Source organism: Methanobrevibacter cuticularis (assembly GCF_001639285.1).
Taxonomy (GTDB): domain Archaea; phylum Methanobacteriota; class Methanobacteria; order Methanobacteriales; family Methanobacteriaceae; genus Methanobaculum; species Methanobaculum cuticulare.
The window spans coordinates 1-25,718 of the sequence record NZ_LWMW01000105.1; the positions used below are offsets into that span (position 1 = coordinate 1).

23 protein-coding genes and 1 tRNA gene are annotated in these 25,718 nt (G+C 28.0%); 18 read left to right on the forward strand and 6 right to left on the reverse strand.

Going from position 1 to position 25,718, the window contains the following annotated elements; genetic code table 11:
- Window positions 1–395 precede the first annotated feature (395 nt).
- The 17 genes from msrA to MBCUT_RS11335 all read left to right on the forward strand — a co-directional run bounded on the left by msrA (window position 396) and on the right by MBCUT_RS11335 (window position 16,309).
- The gene (gene msrA / locus MBCUT_RS06040; RefSeq protein WP_084270742.1) at window positions 396–1,445 is read left to right on the forward strand and encodes a peptide-methionine (S)-S-oxide reductase MsrA; all 1,050 of its coding nucleotides are present in this window, start codon (window positions 396–398) and stop codon (window positions 1,443–1,445) included.
- Window positions 1,446–2,564: 1,119 nt separating this feature from the next.
- Entirely contained in the window at window positions 2,565–3,071 is a 507-nt protein-coding gene (locus MBCUT_RS06045) for a nitroreductase family protein (RefSeq protein WP_067259788.1), read from the forward strand.
- A 202-nt stretch (window positions 3,072–3,273) separates the two neighbouring features.
- On the forward strand, window positions 3,274–3,618 hold the full coding sequence (locus MBCUT_RS06050; protein ID WP_067259789.1) for a hypothetical protein: 345 nt from the start codon (window positions 3,274–3,276) through the stop codon (window positions 3,616–3,618).
- Window positions 3,619–3,755: 137 nt separating this feature from the next.
- Window positions 3,756–4,166, forward strand: coding sequence for a secondary thiamine-phosphate synthase enzyme YjbQ (locus MBCUT_RS06055; RefSeq protein ID WP_067259790.1), 411 nt, complete (start codon window positions 3,756–3,758; stop codon window positions 4,164–4,166).
- 384 nt (window positions 4,167–4,550) lie between these two features.
- A complete protein-coding gene (locus tag MBCUT_RS06060) occupies window positions 4,551–4,901 on the forward strand; it encodes a hypothetical protein (RefSeq protein WP_067259791.1) in 351 nt (116 codons plus the stop codon).
- Between the two features lie 102 nt (window positions 4,902–5,003).
- Complete coding sequence (locus MBCUT_RS11740) at window positions 5,004–5,129, forward strand: hypothetical protein (protein ID WP_281177948.1); 126 nt, start codon at window positions 5,004–5,006, stop codon at window positions 5,127–5,129.
- A gap of 799 nt (window positions 5,130–5,928) precedes the next feature.
- Window positions 5,929–6,243, forward strand: coding sequence for a V-type ATP synthase subunit H (locus MBCUT_RS06065; protein WP_067259792.1), 315 nt, complete (start codon window positions 5,929–5,931; stop codon window positions 6,241–6,243).
- A gap of 10 nt (window positions 6,244–6,253) precedes the next feature.
- Entirely contained in the window at window positions 6,254–8,254 is a 2,001-nt protein-coding gene (locus MBCUT_RS06070) for a V-type ATP synthase subunit I (RefSeq protein WP_067259793.1), read from the forward strand.
- Between the two features lie 549 nt (window positions 8,255–8,803).
- Window positions 8,804–9,289: a V-type ATP synthase subunit K gene (locus MBCUT_RS06075; RefSeq protein ID WP_067259794.1), complete on the forward strand. Its 486-nt coding sequence runs from the start codon at window positions 8,804–8,806 to the stop codon at window positions 9,287–9,289.
- A 52-nt stretch (window positions 9,290–9,341) separates the two neighbouring features.
- Window positions 9,342–9,965 carry a V-type proton ATPase subunit E gene (locus MBCUT_RS06080; RefSeq protein WP_067259795.1) on the forward strand — a complete coding sequence of 208 codons (624 nt, stop codon included), beginning with the start codon at window positions 9,342–9,344 and terminating at the stop codon, window positions 9,963–9,965.
- Window positions 9,966–9,976: 11 nt separating this feature from the next.
- Window positions 9,977–11,131 (forward strand): V-type ATP synthase subunit C, encoded by a 1,155-nt coding sequence (locus tag MBCUT_RS06085; RefSeq protein WP_067259796.1) that lies wholly within the window; start codon window positions 9,977–9,979, stop codon window positions 11,129–11,131.
- Window positions 11,128–11,445, forward strand: a complete 318-nt coding sequence (locus MBCUT_RS06090) for a V-type ATP synthase subunit F (protein WP_067259797.1) — start codon at window positions 11,128–11,130, stop codon at window positions 11,443–11,445. The genes MBCUT_RS06085 and MBCUT_RS06090 overlap by 4 nt, the downstream gene beginning before the upstream one ends.
- Window positions 11,442–13,196: an ATP synthase subunit A gene (locus tag MBCUT_RS06095; protein WP_067259798.1), complete on the forward strand. Its 1,755-nt coding sequence runs from the start codon at window positions 11,442–11,444 to the stop codon at window positions 13,194–13,196. Before MBCUT_RS06090 ends, MBCUT_RS06095 begins: the two co-directional genes overlap by 4 nt.
- 2 nt (window positions 13,197–13,198) lie before the next feature.
- Window positions 13,199–14,602 (forward strand): ATP synthase subunit B, encoded by a 1,404-nt coding sequence (locus MBCUT_RS06100; RefSeq protein WP_067259799.1) that lies wholly within the window; start codon window positions 13,199–13,201, stop codon window positions 14,600–14,602.
- Between the two features lie 150 nt (window positions 14,603–14,752).
- The gene (locus tag MBCUT_RS06105; protein ID WP_067259800.1) at window positions 14,753–15,397 is read left to right on the forward strand and encodes a V-type ATP synthase subunit D; all 645 of its coding nucleotides are present in this window, start codon (window positions 14,753–14,755) and stop codon (window positions 15,395–15,397) included.
- 12 nt (window positions 15,398–15,409) lie between these two features.
- Window positions 15,410–15,805, forward strand: a complete 396-nt coding sequence (locus MBCUT_RS06110; protein WP_067259801.1) for a DUF22 domain-containing protein — start codon at window positions 15,410–15,412, stop codon at window positions 15,803–15,805.
- A gap of 354 nt (window positions 15,806–16,159) precedes the next feature.
- On the forward strand, window positions 16,160–16,309 hold the full coding sequence (locus tag MBCUT_RS11335; RefSeq protein ID WP_169805412.1) for a hypothetical protein: 150 nt from the start codon (window positions 16,160–16,162) through the stop codon (window positions 16,307–16,309).
- A 229-nt stretch (window positions 16,310–16,538) separates the two neighbouring features.
- Here MBCUT_RS11335 and MBCUT_RS06115 read toward each other — a convergent pair whose 3' ends face one another.
- The 4 genes from MBCUT_RS06115 to MBCUT_RS06130 form a co-directional block, all read right to left on the reverse strand.
- A complete protein-coding gene (locus MBCUT_RS06115; RefSeq protein ID WP_067259802.1) occupies window positions 16,539–17,984 on the reverse strand; it encodes an ATP-grasp domain-containing protein in 1,446 nt (481 codons plus the stop codon).
- Between the two features lie 129 nt (window positions 17,985–18,113).
- Window positions 18,114–18,185, reverse strand: a tRNA-Gln gene (locus tag MBCUT_RS06120).
- 91 nt (window positions 18,186–18,276) lie between these two features.
- Window positions 18,277–18,756 carry a DUF1284 domain-containing protein gene (locus MBCUT_RS06125; RefSeq protein ID WP_067259803.1) on the reverse strand — a complete coding sequence of 160 codons (480 nt, stop codon included), beginning with the start codon at window positions 18,754–18,756 and terminating at the stop codon, window positions 18,277–18,279.
- A 199-nt stretch (window positions 18,757–18,955) separates the two neighbouring features.
- Window positions 18,956–19,558, reverse strand: a complete 603-nt coding sequence (locus MBCUT_RS06130) for a biotin transporter BioY (protein ID WP_211263781.1) — start codon at window positions 19,556–19,558, stop codon at window positions 18,956–18,958.
- Window positions 19,559–20,339: 781 nt separating this feature from the next.
- Here MBCUT_RS06130 and MBCUT_RS06135 point away from each other — a divergent pair.
- Window positions 20,340–23,222, forward strand: a complete 2,883-nt coding sequence (locus tag MBCUT_RS06135; RefSeq protein WP_169805413.1) for a beta strand repeat-containing protein — start codon at window positions 20,340–20,342, stop codon at window positions 23,220–23,222.
- A 1,660-nt stretch (window positions 23,223–24,882) separates the two neighbouring features.
- Here MBCUT_RS06135 and MBCUT_RS06140 read toward each other — a convergent pair.
- Both MBCUT_RS06140 and MBCUT_RS06145 read right to left on the reverse strand, forming a co-directional pair.
- Window positions 24,883–25,167, reverse strand: coding sequence for a hypothetical protein (locus MBCUT_RS06140; protein WP_067259806.1), 285 nt, complete (start codon window positions 25,165–25,167; stop codon window positions 24,883–24,885).
- Window positions 25,143–25,523, reverse strand: coding sequence for a hypothetical protein (locus MBCUT_RS06145; RefSeq protein WP_157082512.1), 381 nt, complete (start codon window positions 25,521–25,523; stop codon window positions 25,143–25,145). Before MBCUT_RS06145 ends, MBCUT_RS06140 begins: the two co-directional genes overlap by 25 nt.
- Between the last annotated feature and the right edge of the window lie 195 nt (window positions 25,524–25,718).

The following is a 25,718-nucleotide window of genomic DNA, read 5'->3' on the forward strand; positions in this document are numbered from 1 at the left end:
CCATCCACACCAAGAAACAAAAATCCACTAGCAAACAAATACCCATACAACAATAGAAAAAATTTTTAAAGAAAAATAAACAAACCAAGAATAATAAAAAGAAAAAAACCTAAAGTTGACAGAGTTGATTGAATATGCAAAAATTTAAAAACTTCAAAAACAAAGATATAAGCTATCAACTAGATATTTTCTCAAAGTTTTTTAAAAAATAAACACACAAATAAATATTAAAAGAAATATAAATGTATAATCTAAGCTAAATCACCAAAAATATTATAAATCCCATCATTTAAGATAAAACAGTATTTTGAATAATAAAATAAGCATATTAACAGTTTCATGATATTAAAAACTAACTTAAAATTTATGGAGGTTTTAAGATTTCTAAAGATCAAATGCCAGAAAATCCAAATGAAAACATTGAATATGATGAGAATAATTTAAGGACAATCTACCTAGCAGGGGGCTGTTTTTGGGGAATTGAGGCATATATGTCTAGACTTTTAGGAATAGCTGAAACAGTTGTAGGTTATGGGAATGGAGAAACAACTAACCCTAGTTATGAAGAAGTTTGTAATTTAGACACTGGGCATGCTGAAACAGTGAAAATCAAGTATGATCCTAATATAATTTCACTTACAAAGATATTAGAAGAATTTTTTAAAATAATAGATCCAACTTCTTTGAATCGCCAAGGTGGTGATATTGGAACACAATATAGAACAGGAATCTATTATTCTGATTCAGAAGATTTAGTTACTATAACTAAAGCTATTGAGAATGAACAAAAAAAGCATAAGTCCACTGTTGTCACAGAAGTAGAACCTATTGAAACTTTTTTTGAAGCAGAAAATTATCATCAAAAATATTTAGAAAAAAATCCTAGAGGATATTGTCATATAGATTTAAGTTTGTTACCTGAAGATATTTTAGAAATTGAAGATTCAAGTACAGAATTAATTGATGATTATGACTTTTATGACTGTAATTATAAAAATTTCACTCCAGAAGAAAAAGAAGCTAAACTAAAAGAATTAAAACCTATAGAATTCAATGTTACTCAGAAAAATGCAACTGAACCTCCATTTACAGGAGAATACAATGATTTTAATGAAGAGGGGCTTTATGTGGATGTGGTCAGTGGTGAACCATTGTTTACTTCATTAGATAAATTTGATTCTGAGTGTGGTTGGCCTTCATTTACAAAACCAATAGCTAGTAAGAATATAATAGAAAGTGAAGATAATTCTCATGGAATGACAAGAACTGAATTAAAGAGTAGCGTAGCTAAGTCTCATTTAGGGCATGTTTTTGATGATGGCCCAAAAAAACAGGGTGGACAAAGATATTGTATAAATTCAGCTGCTTTAAGATTTATTCCAGTATCCAAACTTGAAAAGGAAGGATATGTAGAATATATTGACGTATTTAAAAATAAAAAATAGACAATATGTTGTTATCATTTTATATCATATTTTCATGTTATCTTTTCATGTTTATTTTTTATATCTGAATCTTCAATTACAAATAATTCTAAAATTCCAAAACTTCTAGATGATACATATTAGTGAAAATCATTATTAACTTTAAAGAAAAAATAATAATAAGAGAGTGTCTCATAATTAAGATTTTTAAAAAATTTAATAAAAATATTCCTTATTTAAAATCTTTAAATATTATATAAATACTCATATTATTTTATTTATTAAAAATAATACTTAAAAAATCTATAATTTAAATTTAAAAAATATAAATTCTTTTAAAATTGAATTAAATAAAATAATTAATTTATTATAGCTATTAATACATATTTTATCAACTATTTAATATTTAAATGATTTTTATGGAAACTAATTTCATAAAAATTTCTAAAAAAGTGACTTATGAGACACTCCCAATTTTTTATTTTATATTTATCCTAAAGAAATATTCTTTAAGAAAATATTCTTTTAAATTATGAATAAAACAAAATCTTTAAATTAAAGAATAGACATAAAATTTCATGTTGAAAATTTAATTGATATTTTCATGACATGTAATCATGTTATATTTATTCATAATATTAAATTATAAATGAATCTTAAATGATTATAATAAAAAATTTTATTTTCTAAAAATTAATAGGTATTGGAGGTGATTTTAGTATGGCAAAAGTAAAAGGAACTAATAAAAGAACAAGACCTAAAGCTCATTATAGAAAACCTGGAAGTAAAAGGGGAAGAGGAGTTAAGAGGACGTAAATATTTAATAACTAAATTCAATAGCCAAATAATTTCTTGAATTTAATGATTAATTGAATTAAATATTAATTAATCATTATCAAATTAATTATTAACCTCTTGGATTGATAAAGTTAACAATAAGATCATATTTAATTTATTTCTATGTTAAAATTATAAAATAGCTAAATTGTAGTTGTATTACAGTTGGATATTAAAATTAGATTTTTTAATTTGTAGTTGTATTACAGTTGGATATTAAAATTAGATTTTTTAATTTGTAGTTGTATTACAGTTGGATATTAAAATTAGATTTTTAAATGTATTTAATAGAGATGATTCTTCATGGAATTTTTTGATGTTATTAAAAATAGATATAGTGTAAGAGGATATAATCAAGATCCAGTTGAAAAGGAAAAATTAGATAAGGTTTTAGAAGCGGGTCGTCTAGCTCCTACTGGTGTAAATTCACAAGCATTTAAGATATTTGTAATTGACACTAAGAAACATAAAGAATCTTTGCTGAAGATTTATCCTAAGCCTTGGTTTGTGGAAGCTCCAATAGTTTTGTGTGTGGCTATGGCTCCAAGTAATACATGGGTTAGGCCATGGGATGGGAAAAATATTAGTGAAATAGATGGTGCTATTGTCATGGATCATATGATCCTAGCAGCCACTGATTTGGGTCTTGGAACTTGTTATATTGGTGCTTTTAAAAAATACGCTGCCGTTGACTTTCTTGAGCTTGAGGAAGAATATGAACCACTTTTATTCACTCCTCTTGGATATCCTAACAATGAAAGTAGTGGGCCTGGAAGGAAAACTATTGATGAATTAGTTGTTTATAAATAGCTAAGTGCCTCTTATTATAATTCATAATTTACAATTCACAATTTTACAAATTTTCCTTCACAATTTTTTTTATTTGATATTGATTTTAATGGTTAATATGCATTTCTATAATTAATAATTTCTATAATTAATAAATATGAATATATTTCTATAATGATTGTATATTTGAAAACTTATTTTTACTAGTTTAAGCTTGATTAATATGAAAAAACCAACAGTTTTGAAAGCAGAAACTTATGATGACATGGAGTCAATAGCTGAACCTTTCCTAGATAATGGTTATAAGATATTATCAGTAGATAAAGCTCATTTAATAGCTAGAAAAAGAAACTATGGGAATCGCTACGTTCATATACTATTTTTAGTTTTGATATTATTTGTAATTGAATACAATTCTTGGCTTATTTATGTTACCTGCTTTCTATATATAATTTATTTCACTTATTATATATTTAGAAAATCAGAAATTCTTCTTGTTACTACAGAAACTAATGATAAAGAGGGAAATCCTGTTGAATTCGACGATATTAATAATTTATCTATTTAAATATAGAAAATAGACATGATTACTTTTTATCGTATTTAGATAATTTTAGATAAGATTGCATCTTATTGTGTTTAGATAATTTTATTTTCAAAAAATATTAATTATCATAAATCTATAAAAAGTGGAGTTTAGGATAAATGAAGATTTTTAAAGAATTAATGGCCATTAAAACCACTGAAAGGTTTGAAATTGTTGATATTACTGATAAAATTAATAATATAATATTAAATAATCATATAAAGTTAGGAATAGCTAACATTTTTTCAAAACATTCAACAGCAGCTATTATAATTAATGAAAATGATTCAGGACTTTTAAAAGACATGAAAAACATATTAAAAAATGTTGTATCAGATGAAAATAGCTATTTTCATGATATCATTGATAACAATGCAGATTCACATTTAAGAGCAATGTTTTTAGGTTCAAGTGAATCAATTCCTATTGAAAATCAAAAATTGAATTTAGGAACATGGCAGTCAGTATTTTTCATAGATTTGGATGGTCCTAGAAACCGAGTAGTTGGAATAATGATTATTGGGGAATAATAATCCATTGAGCTTGTTTAAGAATGTTATTTTAAATTAGTATTTTTGATTCTATTTTCTATTAGTTTATAGTAATTATTAGTAATTAAGTAATAATTATTAGTAATTAATTAATAATTATTATCAATTAACTAGTAATTATTAGCAATTAATTAATAATTATTAATAATTAGCTATCAATTATTAGCAATTAAGTAGTACTTATTAGCACTTAATTAGTATTTATTAGTAATTATTATTTTTATTATAATTTTCTTAATTCATTAAGGAAATCTTATATATTAATTATATAAATATAGAATACTATAATTGATTATAAATATTATTTTTATAATTAATTTTAATTATTAAAAATTTATTATTAATATATATTGGGGAAAATTCATGAATTTCAATAGAACAGAACAATTTGCAGTTATTTTTGCTTTTATATTTGTATCATGGAGTTTATTGCCTTTGGTTGAAAATGTTCCAATAACTACCATGACAATAGCTAGTAGTGTTGTATTATTTTTAGTAGGAATAGCTTATCCTATTATAATATTTAAACCAGAATGGAGTAAAGCCATCTTACTTTTTGAAGGAATAATCTTTTTAATAATCGGATTAATGTATTTAAATTTTCCAGTAAATATCATATATATGGTGCTGGGCCTTATTTTAGTTGTAGTATCTCTTATGGCTTATGCTAATAGACTCCCTGGAAGATTATTTTCGAGAACAAGGAAGTTTTAATAAGTTAATTAGTATGGATCATGAGGTCTTAGCTATTTGATTATTTGATTTCATGAAAATGATAAAATTTTTCCTTTAGCTATTTTAAATTTAATAGCTTTAATGTTGGTAACAGTTGCACTTCCAGATATTGCTCTTATTCACATAAATGTGATAGGAACTGTAGATACTTTTGGATCTAAGTGGCATATTCCATTTTTAGGGATATGTCAATTCTTGTATCAGTGATTTATATCTTCTATTACTATTATACAAATCCAAGTCTAAATAAAAAAAAAACTTGAAGAAAATATTATTTCTGGAATGGGTGTATCATTTATAGTTATTAGTTTGGGTATCCGTAATTTTAGCCTTGGTTAATTCTAAATTTTTGCTCTCTGATGTTATAAGTTTAGTTGCAATGGCTTTAGCTATTTCTTCATGTTTATTGGATATTATTTAGGTTCTATTAAGCTAAATAGACATTTAGGTATAATGCTCTATGGACGTTAAATAATAAAATGGTTTGGGAAAAATACACATCTTAGCCTCTTATTTAGACATTTTACCTGGCTTTATTTTATTTATATTGCAATGGCAGGATTCATTAATAAATCTATAACATATCTATCATTGGATTCTTTATTAGTCTATTTTTAGTGGTTATTGTACTGTAATTTATTCTTATTTTAAATATCAAAGAATTAATTAGTTTAAGCTTTTTTAAGTATTTTCCATTTGATTATTTTATATTTTCTAGTTTTAATGCAGTGTCAAATAATCCTTAATTTAATGGCAGTAACTTCCTTACTAATTCAATAAGGTCATTTTGATTAATTAGTAATGTTATTAGTAATCTTATTAATAGCTATTATTATAATATTTCATAACTATTAATTCTATAATTATTATAACTATTAGTTATGAATATTATTAATAAAAATTAATTTTTGATTATTTATCTTTTATTTAAAGTTGTCTGCAAAAATCAAATAGCAAAAGATATATATAATGCTAAATAAAACTTTCAATACCATGGTGATTAATTATGACAGCGATATCAGAAGCTATCACAAAGATAAAAAAAGCTGAAAATGACGCTGACCAGCTGATTGAGGATTCTAAAATTAAATCATCGGAAATAATAGAAGAATCCAAGATAAAATCCACAGAAAGAGTGGAAGCAGCTAAGGTTTCAGGTTATGAAGAAGCTAAAGATATTATTTTTAATGCAGAAGCAAAAGCAAAAAAAGAAGCTATGTCTATAACAGCTAAGGCTGAGGAAGATGTTGAAAAAATCAAATCTAAATCTATGGCTAATATAGATGAGGCTGCATCGCTTATTGTTAAAAATATTTTGTAGTGTGAGATGAATGTTCCAGACAGCGAGAATGCGTAAACTTAGAATAATATCATTGGATCAATATTCTAATTCTATTGTGCAATCATTGCATGAAGAGGGTATTGTTCAGATTAATGATATTTCAGAACGTATTCAGCAAAATCCCGAATGGGCAAATCTTTTAAAACCTTCAAAAACTCCACCTTTAACAGGTAAACTTTCTTCACTTTTAATGAAAACAACTGGACTATCTGAACTTCTAGGTGATACACTTAGTGGTGAAACTAGTATTAAAGATATGATAAAATCTTTTATATCTCCAGATATTCCAGAAAAAATAGAAGTTGAAGACATTGACGGGGAAAGCCTAATTGTTAAGGCAGAAGATCTACTACATAAAGTAGAATCCCAAACAAAGGTTATAGAAGATCAACTAAATGCCTTAAGCAGCAGAAAAAGTGAACTTAGATCAAATGAAAGCTTAGCTAGAGAATTGTCAAATTTTGACATAGATCTGGCTCTTTTAAATGATTCTAATTACACTTCTACTATTGTTGGTCGGATGGATGTTGAATCTAGCGAAAAGTTTAAAAAAGAATCAGTAAATATTACTGATAAATTGTTAATTTTAGAAACAACAGATGACGATAAAATCAATGTGATTATAATTGTTGTTATGTTGAAAGAATTTAAAGAAGATATTTATTCGTTACTTAGAAAATTTGAATTTGAAAAATTTGAAACTGAAGGAATAGAAGGTAAACCAACTGAGATAATTAATTCAGCTGAAGCTGAATTAAAATCTATAGAAGGTAAAGAAGCTCAACTTTCAAATGATTTGAAAGAAGTAGCTGAAAAATGGGATAATGACATAATTGTCCTAAAAGAACAATTAGAAATTGAAAAAGAGAGAAATGAAATATTTTCCACATTTGGAGAAACTGAAAAAACTATCATGTTAGAAGCATGGGTTCCTCTGAAAAAGGTCAATGAAGCTCAAGACATTATAGAATCTTCTTCTGATGGACATTCTGTAGTTGAAGTAGAAGATGTTGGTGAAGATGATCTTGAGGTACCAGTTCTCCAAGATAACCCAAAACTTGTAAAACCATATGAATTCCTTGTAAATATGTATGCTCCACTCAGATATAATGAAGTAGATCCTACGATACTTGTTTTCTTAATATTCCCATTTTTCTTTGGTTTTTGTTTAACAGAATCAGTTTATGGTTTAGTATTTGCTATTATAGGAGTAGTACTTTATAGAGGTATTGGAAAAATTAATGCAACATTTAAAAGCATGGGTGCAATACTTATAGGATCTGGTTTATGGGCAATAATTCTGGGTCTTTTAACTGGTGGTTTTATAGGAGACTTTTTCCCAAGATTCTTAGGTTTTTCTCTCCCAACAGGACTTATTGATCCATTCAAATCTCCTGAAATTATATTAATTATAGCATTAATAGTGGGTCTTGTTCATCTTAACATGGGATTCATTTTAGGTGTTATAAATAATTTTAGATACGATAAAAAGAAAGATGCTTTAGGAGACCAACTAGTTTGGTTTGTCTTAGAAGCTGGAATTGCTTTCTTAGCTTTAGGATTTTTAGTTCCTTCTGTTGGAATTATTGGTATGGGTATTGGAGTAGCTTTGCTTATTTCAACTTTCGTAATATTAATTTATTGTGGAGGAGTTTATGGAATAATGGATATCTTCGGATTCCTAGGAAATTGGTTATCTTATGCCCGTCTTTTAGCTTTGTGTTTATCTACTGGAGGAATAGCTATGACAGTTAATATTTTAACTGAATTGCTTTATACAATGGTTCCAATTCCGATTCTGGCGATAATAATTGCAATTCTCATGTTCTTATTTGGTCATGTTGCAAATTTTGTTCTCCAAGTAGTAGGAGCTTTCATTAATTCACTCCGTTTAAATTATGTAGAATTCTTTTCTCAATTTTATGCTGGTGGAAAAAACCAATTTGAAGCTTTCAATGCAAGGAGAGTATTTACAAGAGTTAAAAAATAATAATTAAATTAATTATTAATATTATAAATATAATACTAAAATAAATATTATATTAAGAATAAATATTATATTAATAAATAAATATTATATTAAAATAAATATTATAAAAAATATATGGTGCAATTTTAGTTATTATAATTCTTATAAAAGTTAACAAAAATTATAATCTATTATAAATAATGTATTATAAAAATTACATATTATGATACATTTAGTAATTATAATGTTATAATGTATTACATGTATTACAAAAAATATAATAAATTATATTGAGAATTAAAAAATAATTATAGATATTTATTAATAGATATAATCATATATAATTAAAAGATATAATCATATATAATTAATAGATATTTATTAATAGATATAATCATATATAATTAAAAGATATAATCATATATAATTAATAGATATTTATTAAAAGATATAATCATATATAATTAAAAGATATAATCATATATAATTAATAAATATAATCATATATAATTAATAGATATTTGTTAAAAATAATCATATATATTAGAAATTTATAAGGAGATAAGTAAAATGGTAGAAATTGCTTTAGGAACTGCTTTAGCAGCTATTGGTGCTGGTGTAGCAATTGGTTTCGCAGGTTTAGGATCTGGTTTAGGTCAAGGTATAGCAGCAGCAGGAAGTGTAGGTGCAGTAGCAGAAGATAAAGATATGTTCGCTCAGGGTATTATTTTCACTGCTTTGCCAGAGACTCAGGCTATTTATGGTTTCTTGATTGCTATATTATTATTAGTATTTTCAGGATTGTTGGGTGGAGGCACTGGTCTTACAACTACAACTGGTCTTGTCGCTATTGGTGTAGGTGCTTCAATTGGTTTTGCAGGTCTTGGATCTGGTATGGGCCAAGGTATAGCAGCTGCTTCATCTGTCGGTTCTGTTGTTGAAAACAGAGACATGTTTGCTCAGGGTATTATTTTCACTGCTTTGCCAGAGACTCAGGCTATTTATGGTTTCTTGATTGCTATATTACTGATGGTATTTGGTGGAATATTGGGTTAATAAAAATACTCAATATTCAAATTATATTTAATGATAATATAGGAAATCAAACATGAGCTCTGGAGCAGACAAAATAGTCTCTAATATTCTCTCTGAAGCTCAGATTAAAGCTGATAAGATTATCCAAGATTCTGAATTAAAAACCCAGTCTATAGAGAATAGTGGTATTACAGAATCAGAATTGGAAAAGAAAAAAATATTGGATGATGCAAATAAGCAATCTAATATGAGATATCAGCAAATAATATCTGAAGCTAAGATGAATTCTAGGAGATTAGAATTAGGGGCTAGAGAAGAAGTAATAGAGGAATCTTTTACAAAAGCCAAAGAAGAACTAAAAAATATGGCTTCAACTTCTGATTCTCAGTATATAACTGCTTTAATTGGAATGATTAAGGAAGCAGCTATTGAAATAGGTGGTGGAGATTTAATTATTCATGTTAAAGACGGAGATAAAGTTAAAATTGAAGGATCTATTAATGAAATAGCAGATGAAGTTAAATCAGAGACAGGTAATGATACAAGATTTGATTTAGGAGAATCTATTAGTACTATCGGCGGAGTTATAATAAAAACTAAAAATGGCGAAATTGAGGTTAATAACACAATCGAATCTCGTATGTCACGATTTAAAAAAGTACTTCGTTCAGAAGTAGCTAATATTTTATTTAAATAGGGGGATGAATTATGGCTGATGAAATTGCTACACTTTTGGCTAATTTTGGACTTTCTGGAGAAGCATTTATAGGATTATTAGTTATTGTGCTTCTTATTATTGGTGCAGTAGTAGTTGTTATTGTAAGCAGACCAGTACTGGATATTTATCCTTACCTCCTTCCTAATGCAAGAGTAAGAGCTAGAAAAGGAAGACTATTTGATGAAAAACAACTTTCTGAAATAATAGAATCCAATGATTTAAATGAGATTACAAATTATCTTAGAGGTTTTCCAGATTATGCAAAATATATGGATGATTACTCTCTGGAAAAGTCATTAGATATTCAACTTGCTGAAACATATGCATTACTTGCAAGAATAGCTCCAGCTGATATTAAAAAAGCCTTCGTTGCATTAGCTAAAAAATCAGATATTAATAATATCAAAAGCTTAATAGCTGCTAAAGAAGCAAATTTAGATAGGGATGCTACTATAAACCTCTTGATACCTTCTGGAAAGTTATATGGTACACTAGAACATTTAGTAGATGTTAATAATGTTGAAGATATTATAACTGGTCTTGACGGTACTGAATATTCTTCTGTTTTAGAAGATGCATTTAATGAATATGAAGAATCTAAAACAATTTTACCCTTAGAAGCTGCTTTAGATAAATATTATTTAGAAAATCTTTTATCTGCAAGAAATGTACCTTCTAATGATAACACAGTTATATTATACTCATATATTGGCTCTCAAGTTGATGTTAGCAATCTAAAAATAATTATTAGAGCAAAAGTTGATGGGTTGAATTATGAAAGTATAAGTCCATATATTATTATAAATGGACATGATATTAAAGAATGGAAATTAAAAGATTTAATGGAGGCAGAAGATGTGCCTAGTCTAATTAATGGATTAGAGGGTACAGATTATGCACAAATTTTAAACGAAACTCTTAATTCATATAATGAAACTGGATCTATAGGGGTATTTGAGAAAGCCTTAGATGAATATCTTGCAGATTATACAAACTCTATCTGTTTAAAAAATCCAATTGGTATTGGTCCTATTATTGGATTTTTGACTAAAAAAGAAAGAGAAATTAAAAATCTTAAAGTTATTGCAAGAGCTAAAAGAGAGAATGAATTTCCAATTGCTGAAATTCAGGAGATGTTGGTATGAGTTCTGTAGCTGTGATTGGAGATATTGATACTGTCACTGGGTTTAAGATTGGTGGAGTTAAAAAAGGGTTTATTGTTGAAAAAGATGAAGATGCTAAAAATGCTCTAAATGAATTAATTGAGACTGATATTTCAATTATAATTATCACAGAGAAAATTGCTGATAATATTAGAGAACATATTAATAAAAAAATTGGTTCTGATGTATTGCCAATGATTATTGAAATACCAGACAAGTTTGGTTCTTCTGATAGGGATGTTGATCCTATGGGAGAACTTATCAAAAGAGTTATTGGGGTAGAGATGGTTAAATGATTACTGAAGGAAATATTATTAAGATTGCAGGGCCTGTTATCGTCGCAGATGGTATGAGAGGAACTCAAATGCATGAAATGGTTAAAGTGGGTGACAACAAGCTTATTGGTGAGATCATTGAGCTTGAAGGTGACACTGCAACTATTCAGGTTTATGAAGAAACAGCAGGTTTGAAACCTGGTGAGACAGTTGAAAGTACTGGTGGGCCACTCTCTGTGGAATTAGGTCCTGGGATCATGGGTTCTATTTTTGATGGAATTCAAAGACCACTTGAGGTTATTAAAGGATTATCTGGTTCTTTTATTGAAAGAGGTGTAAATGTACCTTCTATTGATAAAGAGAAAAAATGGACTTTTGATCCTATAGCTAAAGTAGGAGATGTAGTAAGTGGTGGAGATGTAATTGGTAAAGTTCAAGAAACATCTGCAGTATTACAGAAAATATTGATTCCTCCTACAATTGAAGGAAAAATTGTAAGCATTGTATCTAGTGGAAGTTTTACTGTAGAAGAAGATATTGCTGAAATTGAAACTGATGATGGAATTAAAAAAGTTCAAATGCTTCAAAAGTGGCCTGTAAGAAAAGGTAGACCTTATAAAGAAAAACTTGATCCAGATATACCACTGGTAACTGGGCAAAGAACACAAGATACTTTTTTCCCAGTGGCTAAAGGTGGAACAGCAGCTATACCTGGGCCTTTTGGGTCTGGTAAAACTGTTACACAACAACAATTGGCTAAATGGTCTGATGCAGACATAATTGTTTATGTTGGTTGTGGAGAACGTGGAAATGAAATGACTGAGGTACTTTTAGAGTTTCCAGAGCTTGAAGATCCAAAAACTGGAAATCCTTTGATGGATAGAACAGTTCTCATAGCTAATACTTCTAATATGCCTGTTGCAGCTAGGGAAGCTTGTGTATATACTGGAATTACAATTGCTGAGTATTTCCGTGATCAAGGTTATGATGTAGCACTTATGGCAGATTCTACTTCAAGATGGGCCGAAGCTATGAGAGAAATTTCTGGAAGGCTTGAAGAAATGCCTGGTGAAGAAGGATATCCTGCTTATTTGGCTTCAAGACTTGCTCAGTTCTATGAAAGAGCTGGAAGAGTTACTACTATAGGAAATGAAGATAAAGTTGCATCTGTTTCTGTTATCGGTGCAGTATCTCCTCCTGGGGGGGATTTGTCTGAACCTGTTACACAAAATACCTTACGTATTTGTAAAGTATTTTGGGCTTTAGATGCTTCTCTTGCAGATAAACGTCATTTTCCTTCTATTGATTGGTTACAAAGTTATTCTTTGTATATTGATAGTGTACAAGGTTGGTGGGAAGAAACTGTCGGAAATCAATGGAGAGAAACTCGTGATGAAGCTATGATTTTGCTCCAAAAAGAATCTGAACTTCAAGAAATCGTACAACTTGTTGGTCCAGATGCTTTACCTGACAGTGAACAAATTACATTGGAAACTACTCGTATGATTAGGGAAGATTTCCTACAACAAAATGCTTATGATGATGTAGATACTTATTGTTCTCCTTCTAAACAATATGAAATGTTAAAAACTATTGTTTTATTCCAAAAAGAAGCTACATCTGCCCTTAATCGTGGAGTTGAATCTAAATCTATCATTGATCTTCCAATAAAAGAGGAAATTGGTAGGATGAAATTTGTAGCTGAGGATATATTTCCAGAAAAGGTGAAGGAAATCCAAGCAGATATTGTTAAACAATGTAGCGAGGTGTAAAAATGAATACTAATATTAAAACAAGAGAATACACCACAGTTTCAGAGGTTGCAGGTCCTTTAATGATTGTTGAAGGTGTTGAAGGTGTTGCATATAGTGAGATCGTTGAAATTGAAACACCTAACGGAGAACACAGAAGGGGACAAGTTCTTGAAGTTAGAAAAGATGTAGCTGTTGTTCAAGTTTTTGAAGGAACAAGTGATTTAAATACTAAAACTACTAAAACCAGATTTACAGGCCAAACAGCTAAAATTGGAGTCTCTTTAGACATGATGGGCCGTATATTTGATGGAACTGGTAAACCTATTGATGGTGGTCCAGAAATAATTCCAGAAAAGGAATTAGATATTAATGGAAGCCCAATGAATCCATCTGCTAGAGAATTCCCTGCAGAATTTATTCAAACTGGTATTTCTACTATTGATGGAATGAACACATTGGTAAGAGGTCAGAAGCTTCCTATATTTTCAGGTTCTGGGTTACCACATAATGATTTAGCGGCTCAAATTGCAAGACAAGCTAAGGTTATTTCTGAAGACACTGATTTTGCAGTTATATTTGCTGCAATGGGTATTACTCACGAAGAAGCTAATTTCTTCATGAAAGATTTTGAAAGAACTGGGGCATTAGAGAGAGTTACTGTTTTCATGAACTTAGCAGACGATCCTTCTGTTGAAAGAATCCTTACTCCAAAGGTTGCACTTACTACAGCAGAATATTTAGCTTTTGAGCATGATATGCATGTATTAGTTATTTTAACAGATTTAACTAATTACTGTGAAGCTTTAAGAGAAGTTTCTGCAGCAAGAGATGAAGTACCTGGAAGAAGAGGTTATCCTGGATACATGTACACTGATTTAGCAGGTATATATGAACGTGCAGGACGTATTGCTGGTAAAGAAGGTTCAATAACACAGATGCCTATTTTAGTAATGCCTCAAGATGACATTACTCATCCAATTCCTGATTTGACAGGGTATATTACTGAAGGCCAGATAGTTCTTAGTAGGGAATTACATAGGAAAGGTATTTATCCTCCAGTTGATGTATTACCATCTCTTTCAAGATTAATGAGTGGAGGTATTGGTGAAGGAAAAACTCGTGAGGATCAAAGTGGAGTCTCAGATCAACTTTATTCTGCTTATGCTGAAGGTCGTAATTTAAGAGATTTAGTAGCAGTTGTGGGTGAAGAAGCTCTTACAGAAAGAGATCAAAGTTTCTTAAAATTTGCTGATGAATTTGAAAAACAATTCATTACTCAAGCAAAAGATGAAGATAGAACAATTGAAGAAACATTGGATCTTGGTTGGGAATTACTTGGCTTACTTCCTCAAGCTGAACTTAAACGGGTTAAAGAAGAACATATTGCAAAATATCTTCCTAACAATAAAACAATTATTGAATAATAGTGAATATAATACTATTGTTGAATTAATTGTTAGATACTATTAGAGGATATGTTTTTAGAAGTAATTATTAATAAATTATTAATAAATTATTTTATTTTTTATTAATAAATTCATTTTATTTTTATTTACTTTTAAAAGGAGGTAAAAATGGTGCAAGAGACTATTGAAGGAATTAATCCTACACGAATGGAGCTTTTAAATCTTAAAAATAGGGAAAAACTCGCTGTTAAAGGTCATAGTTTGCTTAAAGAGAAACGTGATGCTCTAATCATGGAGTTCTTTAATATATTAGATAGGGTTAAAGGTTCTCGTGAAAATGTTGAAAGGATCTTACAGGAAGCTTATGATGACTTAACTGCTGCTCAAGTTCGTATGGGTGATTTAGCAGTTCAAAAAGCTGCATTATCTGTTAAAGAGTCTGTTGATGTCAATATAGATTCAAGAAGTATTATGGGAGTTGTTGTTCCTGTTGTTGAGTCAAAAATTGAGTCAAAAACTCTTGTTGATAGGGGATATGGTTTTTCTGACACTTCAGTAAAATTAGATGAGGCTGCTAAAAAATTCGAAGAGGCTATAAAATTAGTTATAGAACTTGGTGAGATAGAAAAAACTATTTATCTTTTAGCCGCTGAAATTGAAGCTACAAAACGTCGTGTTAATGCATTAGAACATATTATGATTCCAAAATTAGAAAACACAGTAAAATCGATTGAAATGAGACTTCAAGAGATGGAACGAGAGACATTTGTACAATTGAAGATGATTAAATCTTCAATACAGTCTAAATCATAGTTGGTGGATAAAATGGTTAGGATTTTACATCCATTTGGTGAAGTCAAAAGAGAAATGGAACACTCAAAGGATGGAAAAATGGATCTCAAAATGGGAGATATTCCAATATTGTCCCGACTTATTGTGGCTGATGAAAACATTACATTAAATGAAGGGACATCTACTTCTATTAAAATTAGAGAAATATATATTCCTGAAAAACATATTGTCTCTATTGGAGCATATGCTGCAAATAAATATGGTCATCCCATAGCAGTCGGTGGAGATACTCATCTTCCATTATCCATGGATAAGAAAGTTAATAGAGCTGCTTTTACAGTATTTCTTGATGGAAAAGTTAAGAAAGGTGATTTACTTGGATTTTTATCTCTATTTCCAGTTGAAATAGTCAATAAAAATTTGGGATAACTTTTTAAATTTCTCTCATTTCTATCATTTATTTTATTCTTTAATTTTATGATTGTTTGATTTTCTATTTATCTAGCTTATCAGCTAATTAATATAATTAATATAACTAATATAATTAATAATTCTCCTATTGATACACCAACTTCATATTAATATGATTAGTCTAAATATCTATCTATTATGATATGCTATCCTAAATTAATATCACTAATGCAATTCCTTAAAAAACATTATTTATTATTAATATTATTATTAATTTTATAATTAATATTAGATAATAATGATTTATTGAATAAGCATGATTATTTTTAATTTTTTTAGAAAAAGAATACTAATATTTTATTAAGTGTGACCATGAAACGTGATCCTATAAAACAATATTTTAAAGATCCTGATAAGAAAGCTAAACTATTCTTCTTCAGTACAATAGCTATGATAACATCCACTATATTAATAACAGTTGGAACTATTCTGTTTATTTTAATATTGGTAGGAATAATTTAGCTATTAATCCATATCTTTCATGATTTTTCATTTTTATTTTTTCATTCAAGACAATTAAACATTAATAAATAATTTAAAAATTTCAATATTTTCAAGTTAAGTTCTTATTTATTTATTTTATATCAAGTTAAGTTCTTATTTATTTATTTTATAAATTTTACTTAAATTATTATTCTAATAAACTACTTTAAGAAATTTATCATTGTAATTCTTAAAAATTAGGAATAAATTATAATATGCTTTCTATTTCTTTTGATATTCTGTTAATTTTCATTCTAGCTTGATCAATAGTTTTTTCATTGGAAACAAGTGTTAACAATGGCTGATCTTTTTCTATTATGACATTATTATAAGGAATATCATAAATATTCATATTATTGTATTTTTCTTTTAATGAATTAATATTATGGTTAAATTTGATTTTTTTAGATGAATAAATAATTTTTTTCATAGAATAGGTTGATGGGCTTGGTATTTTAATTAACTCTCCTTCACAAGCTTTTATATGGGCGTCTAAGAGGTTTATTCCTAAAATTTCTTCAACACATTCATATGTTCCTTGAAATCTTGGATTAACTTCGATGATATATATATTCTCATCCTTAAGGATCATATCTACTCCATTTGATCCAATCAACTTGAAATTAGAGATAATATCTTCTGAAGTAGTATTTAGCTCTTTTATGAGATTTTGGGAATATACATTATTATCTAAAGGAGCTATATTTCCATAATATCTAAAATCGTTAGCACATGATTTATTTTTGATTGATTCAATCTTTTCGTCTTTGTTAAGGTTTCTATTATCTTTCTTTTGATTATTATTGCCATTATTGTTTTTATTGTTTGTGCTATTGTTGTTTTTATGGGCATTATTGTTTTTATTGTTTGTGCTATTGTTGTTTTTATGGGCATTGTTGTTTTTATTGTTTGTGCTATTGTCTTCATTCTCTGCATTATTCTGTAGATGATCATATCTGTTATTGAGATTTTTACTTGTAATAATGGTTTTTGATTCATTTTTTGTTGAAAGTATAGATGAACTGATGTTTTCACCAGATACATATTCTTGAAGTATAAATGGAATATCCAATTCAAATTTTTTTATTTGAGATTCATTTCCCTTATCTAATTTTCTTTCATTAAAATGAAAGTTCATTAAATAATTTAAGAAATTTATACCATACCCTCCAGATCCTTTAAGGGGTTTCACAATAAATTCTTTAGGAAGATATTGATTGCTTATTTCAATAGCTTCAGATATATTATTTAGTCTAAAAGTCAGAGGAACTAGAAATTTGTTCTTTATTTTTTTATAAAATTTAAATTTATCCTCAATATCTGAAACATTTTTATTTCCAATAATTTTCTTTTTATTTTTTTTTAGCTTATTTTTGAAATCGAAATCTGTTGGAGAAATACCTGTAGAAAGGATGATGTTGTCTACTTCATCTATCCAGTCTGAAGATAAACCTAAAATTTTTTTAGGATCGTAATTTTCTTCAAAAAAACCGCATGATTCATGAGGAAGTTGCTCTAGAATATGTCTTTCGCTGTAAGGAACTCTAAAATCTGAAGTTCTAAAATAGCTACAAGAATAAGTTTGATAATTTAATTGAAAAGAAGAATTTACAATAGCTCGGGTATTTATTCCCATAGTAAGTAATTTTTTCATGAGATCACTATTAAATTCATAAAAACTAGTATAACAAAGATGTAATTTACTGCTTTTTTACTTTTCTATTGGCTTTGTTATAGGTTATAAATGTTAAAAATAAATAATTTTTTCATTAAAATTAAAAAATAGTCCCGAGCGGAGTCGAACCGCCGTCTCCGGGTCCAAAGCCTAGAAGGATTACCACTACCCTACGGGACTAATTGAATAAAAAATACTCAACATTTCTATTGTTTGAGTGAACTAATATTTAAAGGTATGGATATTGAGTTATGATTCTAAATAGTTAATGTCATCTTTTTCTTGATTTATACCATAAACATTTTTCCATCCAACTACAATTTATACAGATATCTTTCAAATCTTCAATATTCATAAATTTATTATTTACAATATTAAACAAATCAAAGACATTATACTTTTTCTTTTTTTCAATTTTTGTTTTCTTTAAAATAGCTAAATCCATCTTAACAATTTTTTCATTAGATTTTTCTATCTCTTTATCACAAGGATCATGTAAATAAGAGCTATTTTCACTAGATATTCCAAGGTGGCACAAGTTCTTTTTTAGGTTTGGACAGTATTCACATATATCATCATTTGAGTCTGTAATAATCACTTCAACATTTTCCTCTTTTAATTTGTTTAATATCTTTTCAAGATTTTCTTTAAAGTTTTTATCATACCCATAGCCTCGATATCCTTGCAAACATATCAAATGATGGGCTCTTAAAGTTATGATGGAAGATATTATCTTAGGATTTGCCTTCATGAATATCATTCATCTAATTTTATCATTTTTATCATTTTATTTTCATTATTATTGTTCATACTAAAAGATAGTAGCTATTTGAAATAATTACTAAATAGCTGATATTTTATAAAAAATTTATAAAAGGTTTATAACAATTTTATAAAAAAGATTTAGAACGATTTCATGAAAAAGTTATAATATTTTTATAAAAAATTCATTATTTAGGTAGAAATACTTTTGATACAATAGATGCTCCAGCTATTTTTATTAAATCTCCAACAAGGAATGGTATAAGTCCCATTATTAATAATGATAGTATGTCAGGGTATCCTCCAATGTTTAAATTGTACCAAATAGCTAAAACTATTAAACCAGGGACATAAATACAAACGAAATTAGCTATTAGCATAATTGGGAGCATATTTCTAAATTTTCGTGATTTGGAGTATTTTTCGGAAAAGTAACCTATGAAAAAGGATGCGAATATGAATCCTAAGAAGTATCCTCCAGTGGATCCTAAAAGGATATCTATACCACCAGTCATCCCACCATACCATGCAATACCTAATACTCCTCCTAAGATATATACTATTTGGCTTAAAGGACCTAATTTTTTTCCAAGAAACAACCCTGAAATTAAAACAGCGAAAGTTTGCGCAGTTATAGGTACGGGAGTCCATGGAAGAGGGATAATTATTTGAGCTGCTAATCCTGTGAAACAGGCCATTAATAATACCATAGCTGCTTTCTCTAAGTTGGTTGAATTATGAATCTTTTCAAAGATATGTTCTCTTTTTTCATAATAAGAATCAATATTAATATCCATTTTATCTCTCCATATAATCAATTTTTAAAATAATATGTTTTAAACATTTAAATTTTATATTATTCATATGAATTGTGCACACATTTCCTCTTTGATTTAAATAATATAAAAGTTTTTCTATAGCTATTCAATGCTGTTAATTTAAGGAATATTATTAATTTTAATTTTTCATGAATATGACATTTCTTTTAAATAAAAACTATGAAAAATTAGGATTTCTATAAACCCTTTTAATTAGTGAAATATATTTATAAAAATATATAATTAAATTTATAAAAATATATAATTAAAATCTTTTATTAGTAAAATTATCTCTTAATTAGTCTTGTTTTATAAAAAGATTATTAAATTAATTTTTAAAGTTTAGTATAATAATTATAATAAATTATAAATTGATTTTTTTAAATAAAATAATTAGATTCTAGACTGACGAGAAATTAAAAATAATTATATTAGATGGGCTTTAATGGAATTTGATGTATAATATTAGCTAATACATTTCACTAAATATAATATTTATAAAAATAAATTTGATAAAATATATGGAAAATCTTTATTAAATTCATTATACATCTTTTGAGTTATTATTCTTCTTCTTTCTTTTAATTATATTTTTTATTTACTTGTTTATGATATATATATATATATATATATATATATATTATTTTTCAATAAAGTTTATATATGGCATAGAATATAATTATTATCGGTTAATAGGTAGTGATTATTCTCTATTTTTTTAACTGATTTTTATCAATAATTGAATGAAATGGGGGTGAAAAAAATAAAAAACTATAAAAAAGCAATGATAAAAACGAGTATACTAATAGCTACTATCTTATTATTAGCTATCAGCTTAAACTCCAGTTTTGCAGCTACTGTACCTATTAATAATACAACACCTGGTGGTATAAATGGAACAATAACATCAGGAACTACTACTTCTGGAGATACTATTTTGCTTGCTCCAGGAAACTACACAGGAACTAACAATACAGGAATAACTATCAACAAAAATGTGACAATACAAGGAAATGGACCCACTGGTAGTGTAATAATTGATGCAGAAGGACAAAGACGAATATTCAACATAGGCAATAACTTGAATGTGACTTTCATAAATATAACATTCACCAATGGATATATTGCGGGTAATGGTGGAGCAATATCTAATGCCTATGCTGCAACAACGATGACTTTCATCAACTGCACATTCACAAACAACAACGTAACAGTTTATGGTGGGGTTATCTACAATGCTGGTGCTAATATGAGTGTTGGTGGTTCTAATTTCATTAATAACTATGCGGGTGATTGTGGTGGTGCTATATACAACACTGTTGGTGCTGATATGAGTGTTAGTGGTTCTACTTTCATTAATAACTCTGCAGCTCGGTATGGTGGCGCTATCCGTAATGGTGGTTCTAATTTCAGTGTTAGTGGTTCTACTTTCATTAATAACACTGCAATTGCTAATAGTGGTGGTGCTATCTACAATCTTTTTGGTATTAATATGAGTGTTAGTGGTTCTACTTTCATTAATAACTCTGCAGCTCGGTATGGTGGTGCTATCTATATTTATACTAATAATACGGATGTTAGTGGTTCTACTTTCACTAATAACAACGCTACTAATGGTGGTGCTATTGTCATTGATGATTGTAATAATGTGAGTGTTAGTGGTTCTACTTTCACTAATAACACCGCTAGTGTTAATGGTGGTGGAATTTTTAACGCAGGGAATATGACTGTTTCTAATAACATTATGAAGGGTAATAATGCTAGTAGTGCTAATATGATTTATAATATTGGTAATATGGGTATTCTTAACTTGACTTATATTGACAACTCTACAAAAGTTGTTAGGTGGGGCCAAGCAGTTACTTTGTTTGCTACTTTGACTGATGATATGGGTAATACTGTAACAGGTCAAAATATAACTCTTATTGTTAATGGAACTAATATTGGAGATGTTACAGCTATTGAAGGATATGCTAACATAAGTTTAATAATAACTGGTTCAGCAGGTGATTTTCTTCCTGTTTCTGGTAATTATGCTGGTCACAATGGTTATGATATCAATTTATTGAATGGTACATTACTGATTAAGTTAGCTACTAACTCTACTATTAATGTTCCATCTGATGTTAAAGTGGGTAAAACCGTAATAATCAGTGGAGTGCTTGTTGATGAGAATGGTGATTCAGTAGTTAATGCTGTTATTAATGTGGCTGTTGATGGAAGTATTTTTACTGTGTTTACTGATAATGTTGGTGCTTGGAATTTAACTTATGCTCCATCTCATGATGGGGAGATAGCTGTTGTTGTTGATTGGGCTGGTAATGATACTTACTTTGCTTTTGTTAACAATACTAGTTTTAATGTTACTAAGTTAGGTGTTAATTCAACTATTAATGTTCCATCTGATGTTAAAGTGGGTAAAACCGTAGCAATCAGTGGAGTGCTTGTTGATGAGAATGGTGATTCAGTAGTTAATGCTGTTATTAATGTGGCTGTTGATGGAAGTGTTTTTACTGTGTTTACTGATAATGTTGGTGCTTGGAATTTAACTTATGCTCCATCTCATGATGGGGAGATAGCTGTTGTTGTTGATTGGGCTGGTAATGATACTTACTTTGCTTTTATTAACAATACTAGTTTTAATGTTACTAAGTTAGCTACTAACTCTACTATAAATGTTCCAAGTAATGTTAAAGTGGGTAAAACCATAATAATCAGTGGAGTGCTTGTTGATGAGAATGGTGATTCAGTAGTTAATGCTGTTATTAATGTGGCTGTTGATGGAAGTGTTTTTACTGTGATTACTGATAATGTTGGTGCTTGGAATTTAACTTATGCTCCATCTCATGATGGGGAGATAGCTGTTGTTGTTGATTGGGCTGGTAATGATACTTACTTTGCTTTTATTAACAATACAAGCTTTAATGTTACTAAGTTAGGTGTTAATTCAACTATTAATGTTTCATCTGATGTTAAAGTGGGTAAAACCATAACAATTGATGGGGTGCTTGTTGATGAGGATGGTATTGTAGTAGATAATGCTCCAATTACTGTTACTGTTGATGGTAAAGTTTATCCTTTGACCACTGATTCTAATGGTCGATGGAGTCTTACTTATAAACCAACCCACACAGGAAGCATTAATGCTGTGGTGGATTATGCTGAAAACAGTAAATACTTTAGATATACCAATACTACAACTTTTAATGTTGTAAAAGGTGAAGCTATTATTAATAGAGCTGTAGTTAAAAATTCTGATGGATCTGTAGATGTGATTGTCATAGTAACCGATGAAGACGGCGATCCAATACCAAACTATAAATGTAGTATTGAATTGGATGATAAATACATTGTAGATATCATTACTGGTGCTGATGGTATTGGAAAAATCCATATATCAAGTAGTAAACTCAGTGATGGTAAACATGTGATTACAGTGACATCTGATGATGTAAACTACTATAGTGACCCAGTTTCAGTTGAATTTGAAACCCAAAACAACAACAATGATACTAATAAAACAAATAACAATCCAGTAGCTACAGCTACTATGAAAAAAACAGGAATGCCGATAATAGCTATCATATTAATGTTGTTAACCATATCTGGAATAGGTATTAGAAGAAAACAAGATTAAACATTTTTTTTGGGAGGACTTATTTATGTTCTCTCTCTTTTTTTTTATTTGTTTGTGAAAATTTTTTTATCCATTATAAGTTTAGAAGATTTCTGATTTTTGTTATTTGTGTAATATTAGTTCTTTTAATTCTTCTGATGATGCTATTTCTTGTGGTAAATTTGTGATTAAGCTTTTAATTTCTCCAGTTTCTATTTGATGTTAACGATTCTTAAGTTTCATTGATTTTATTTCTTGTATTTCTTTATTATTTTCATGGAATGAGTTCTTTTAGTGTTTAATTTGATATCTACATATTCATCATTGGTTTTTATATGTTTTATTTCGTTTTGTGTATTCTGTTTTTTATCTGAATATGGATTTGCTTTTTATTAATTGTAGATATGGTTCGGTTGAGGGATAAACTTTGTTAAATGTTATTATTGATTTTTTTAAGTCTATTGTTTGGTTTGATTTTTCTATATTTTCGTATGTGGGTGTATATTCTTTGATAGTCATTGGAGGGACAATGAAATCTATTATGAAGTCATTTTTAACATCTAAAAGAGTAGATATTGTGATTTAAACATCTAAAATCCAGATAAATTTAAATGGTGTTATAAAGTCAAAATAAAATTATTTAAAAAATAAGAATACAAACTATAGTCCTGAAAGAAAAGATTCTAATCAATGGTTTATTGGAATATTAATCTATTTCATAAATATAGTACTTCTCGTGACTTATCTAACATTCGATCATTAAAATTGAGTTTGGAAAAAAGCTCTAAAAACCTTTAAAAACATGAATAAATACTTACAAAATGGAAAAAAATATTTTCCATTATTGTTTTGTCCATGTCAAAAAAGTTTAGAAAAATACTATATTATTAAATTTTCACTTCTTATTTCTTTAATGGTCATAATTAAATTAGTGATAAAGGAATAAAAGCTATTTATAGAAATCTAAGGATTAAAAAAGTAATCTTCAACGAATTTATGATATTCGGAAAATAGAAAAACAATGGATGAAGTTGTTAATGATATATTAGCTTTTTAAGATGAAAAACATTAAATTTTTGGTTATGAATATTTCTCTATTAAAACTTTTAATAAAAATAACAAACTGTTCGTATAATGGAAATAAATTTATATAAGAAAAATTAAAAGTAGGTATATAGAAAGGTTTACATAATATAGTTTTTACTTTCAGAGAGAAGAGGATATCAACTGTATTAAATAATTAACCTTTCCATTTTTTTACCTACCTAAATTATTTATTGTTTTCTATATTATATAAAACTATGCGTTTTCTTAATAACTATTGGCATTGTCTAGAATCCTGCTGAAATTTTTTTTTATTTTATTTTTATTACATTTCTTTGTGTCCATCGTATTCTGTTTAGTTTGAGTTTTCTGTTTAATCCTTCTTCTGTTCGAAATGTTCTTTTTAAGTGTTTTAGGAGTGTTATATTTCTGTCTTTTTTTTATCTTTTAAACTTATTCTTCCTCTTTTTTGTATGGTTTTTATTTTTTAATTCGGTGATTTTAAGGAGGTTTTTTTTCTATTTTCTCTATGTGGTTGTTTATTTTCCTGTTGGTTTTATTTAATGTTTTTATTATTTTTTTCATGAGTGTTTGCATTTTGTGGAAGACACATTTTTGATGGATGGCTCCTAAAGCTTCAATAGTTGAAGGATAGGCTCGATATCCATCGGAAACAATAGCTTTTAGCTTCAAGGCTTTTAAAGATTTTTTTTAAAAATTTTTTAATTGTGTTTTTATTGAAATTTTCAGCATTTATTATTTCATCAGAGATTATTAAGTTGGTTGTTGCACATAGTATTGTCATTCGTAATTTTATTTCAGTATTAACCCATAATACTTGTTCATCATAATGATAAAGACCTTCAGGTTCGATTCCCAACTCTTTAATCATTTCACCTATTTCTTTTTCTTTTTTATCCAAATATTCATCAGATAAAGCTTTTTCATGATAATATACTGTTGATCTAGTATATAATACCCTGTCGTTAGTTCAATGAGATCTGATTTTTTATCATAAGAACAATAATCAATTAAACTCGTATTTAAGCCAAATTCTCTTAAATCCTGTGTATAATTACGATTTTTGTCTATGAATTTGTCTAAACATGCTCGTGTGTGTTCTTGACATTCTTTATCTTTACAAACATATTTTTGCTTCTTTATTTCCCTACTTTTATTTAATAAGAACCTGTCAGTTCCATTTTTACTTAATTTTGAGTTACAAACAGGACATTTCTCAATTGACTTAAGATAAACTACTTCATATTTCTCATTCATGAAATTATCCATTAACAAAACAAATTCTGGCGAAATATCATCACTTAAATAAACTATACCTTTTTCACGAGACTGTCAAAATGTTAGTTGTTATTTTTTTCGCAGAAATCGTTGCTGATTTTAATGTATTTTAAACAGCTTTTTGATGATAATTGTGCCGTAGGCACGCAATTTTTTTAAAAAACGTGAAAAGAA

Excerpts from the sequence above, each read along its gene's own strand:
- MBCUT_RS06080 (WP_067259795.1), top strand. The coding sequence starts at position 9,342 with ATGAGCTCTGGAGCAGACAAAATAGTCTCTAATATTCTCTCTGAAGCT.
- MBCUT_RS06055 (WP_067259790.1), top strand. The coding sequence starts at position 3,756 with ATGAAGATTTTTAAAGAATTAATGGCCATTAAAACCACTGAAAGGTTT.
- MBCUT_RS06100 (WP_067259799.1), top strand. The coding sequence starts at position 13,199 with ATGAATACTAATATTAAAACAAGAGAATACACCACAGTTTCAGAGGTT.
- MBCUT_RS06075 (WP_067259794.1), top strand. The coding sequence starts at position 8,804 with ATGGTAGAAATTGCTTTAGGAACTGCTTTAGCAGCTATTGGTGCTGGT.
- MBCUT_RS06065 (WP_067259792.1), top strand. The coding sequence starts at position 5,929 with ATGACAGCGATATCAGAAGCTATCACAAAGATAAAAAAAGCTGAAAAT.
- MBCUT_RS06060 (WP_067259791.1), top strand. The coding sequence starts at position 4,551 with ATGAATTTCAATAGAACAGAACAATTTGCAGTTATTTTTGCTTTTATA.
- MBCUT_RS06145 (WP_157082512.1), bottom strand. The coding sequence starts at position 25,523 with ATGAATGAGAAATATGAAGTAGTTTATCTTAAGTCAATTGAGAAATGT.
- MBCUT_RS11740 (WP_281177948.1), top strand. The coding sequence starts at position 5,004 with ATGTTGGTAACAGTTGCACTTCCAGATATTGCTCTTATTCACATAAAT.
- MBCUT_RS06115 (WP_067259802.1), bottom strand. The coding sequence starts at position 17,984 with ATGAAAAAATTACTTACTATGGGAATAAATACCCGAGCTATTGTAAAT.
- MBCUT_RS06125 (WP_067259803.1), bottom strand. The coding sequence starts at position 18,756 with ATGAAGGCAAATCCTAAGATAATATCTTCCATCATAACTTTAAGAGCC.
- MBCUT_RS06095 (WP_067259798.1), top strand. The coding sequence starts at position 11,442 with ATGATTACTGAAGGAAATATTATTAAGATTGCAGGGCCTGTTATCGTC.
- MBCUT_RS06050 (WP_067259789.1), top strand. The coding sequence starts at position 3,274 with ATGAAAAAACCAACAGTTTTGAAAGCAGAAACTTATGATGACATGGAG.
- MBCUT_RS06070 (WP_067259793.1), top strand. The coding sequence starts at position 6,254 with ATGTTCCAGACAGCGAGAATGCGTAAACTTAGAATAATATCATTGGAT.
- MBCUT_RS06085 (WP_067259796.1), top strand. The coding sequence starts at position 9,977 with ATGGCTGATGAAATTGCTACACTTTTGGCTAATTTTGGACTTTCTGGA.
- MBCUT_RS06090 (WP_067259797.1), top strand. The coding sequence starts at position 11,128 with ATGAGTTCTGTAGCTGTGATTGGAGATATTGATACTGTCACTGGGTTT.
- msrA (WP_084270742.1), top strand. The coding sequence starts at position 396 with ATGCCAGAAAATCCAAATGAAAACATTGAATATGATGAGAATAATTTA.
- MBCUT_RS06045 (WP_067259788.1), top strand. The coding sequence starts at position 2,565 with ATGGAATTTTTTGATGTTATTAAAAATAGATATAGTGTAAGAGGATAT.
- MBCUT_RS06110 (WP_067259801.1), top strand. The coding sequence starts at position 15,410 with ATGGTTAGGATTTTACATCCATTTGGTGAAGTCAAAAGAGAAATGGAA.
- MBCUT_RS11335 (WP_169805412.1), top strand. The coding sequence starts at position 16,160 with ATGAAACGTGATCCTATAAAACAATATTTTAAAGATCCTGATAAGAAA.
- MBCUT_RS06105 (WP_067259800.1), top strand. The coding sequence starts at position 14,753 with ATGGTGCAAGAGACTATTGAAGGAATTAATCCTACACGAATGGAGCTT.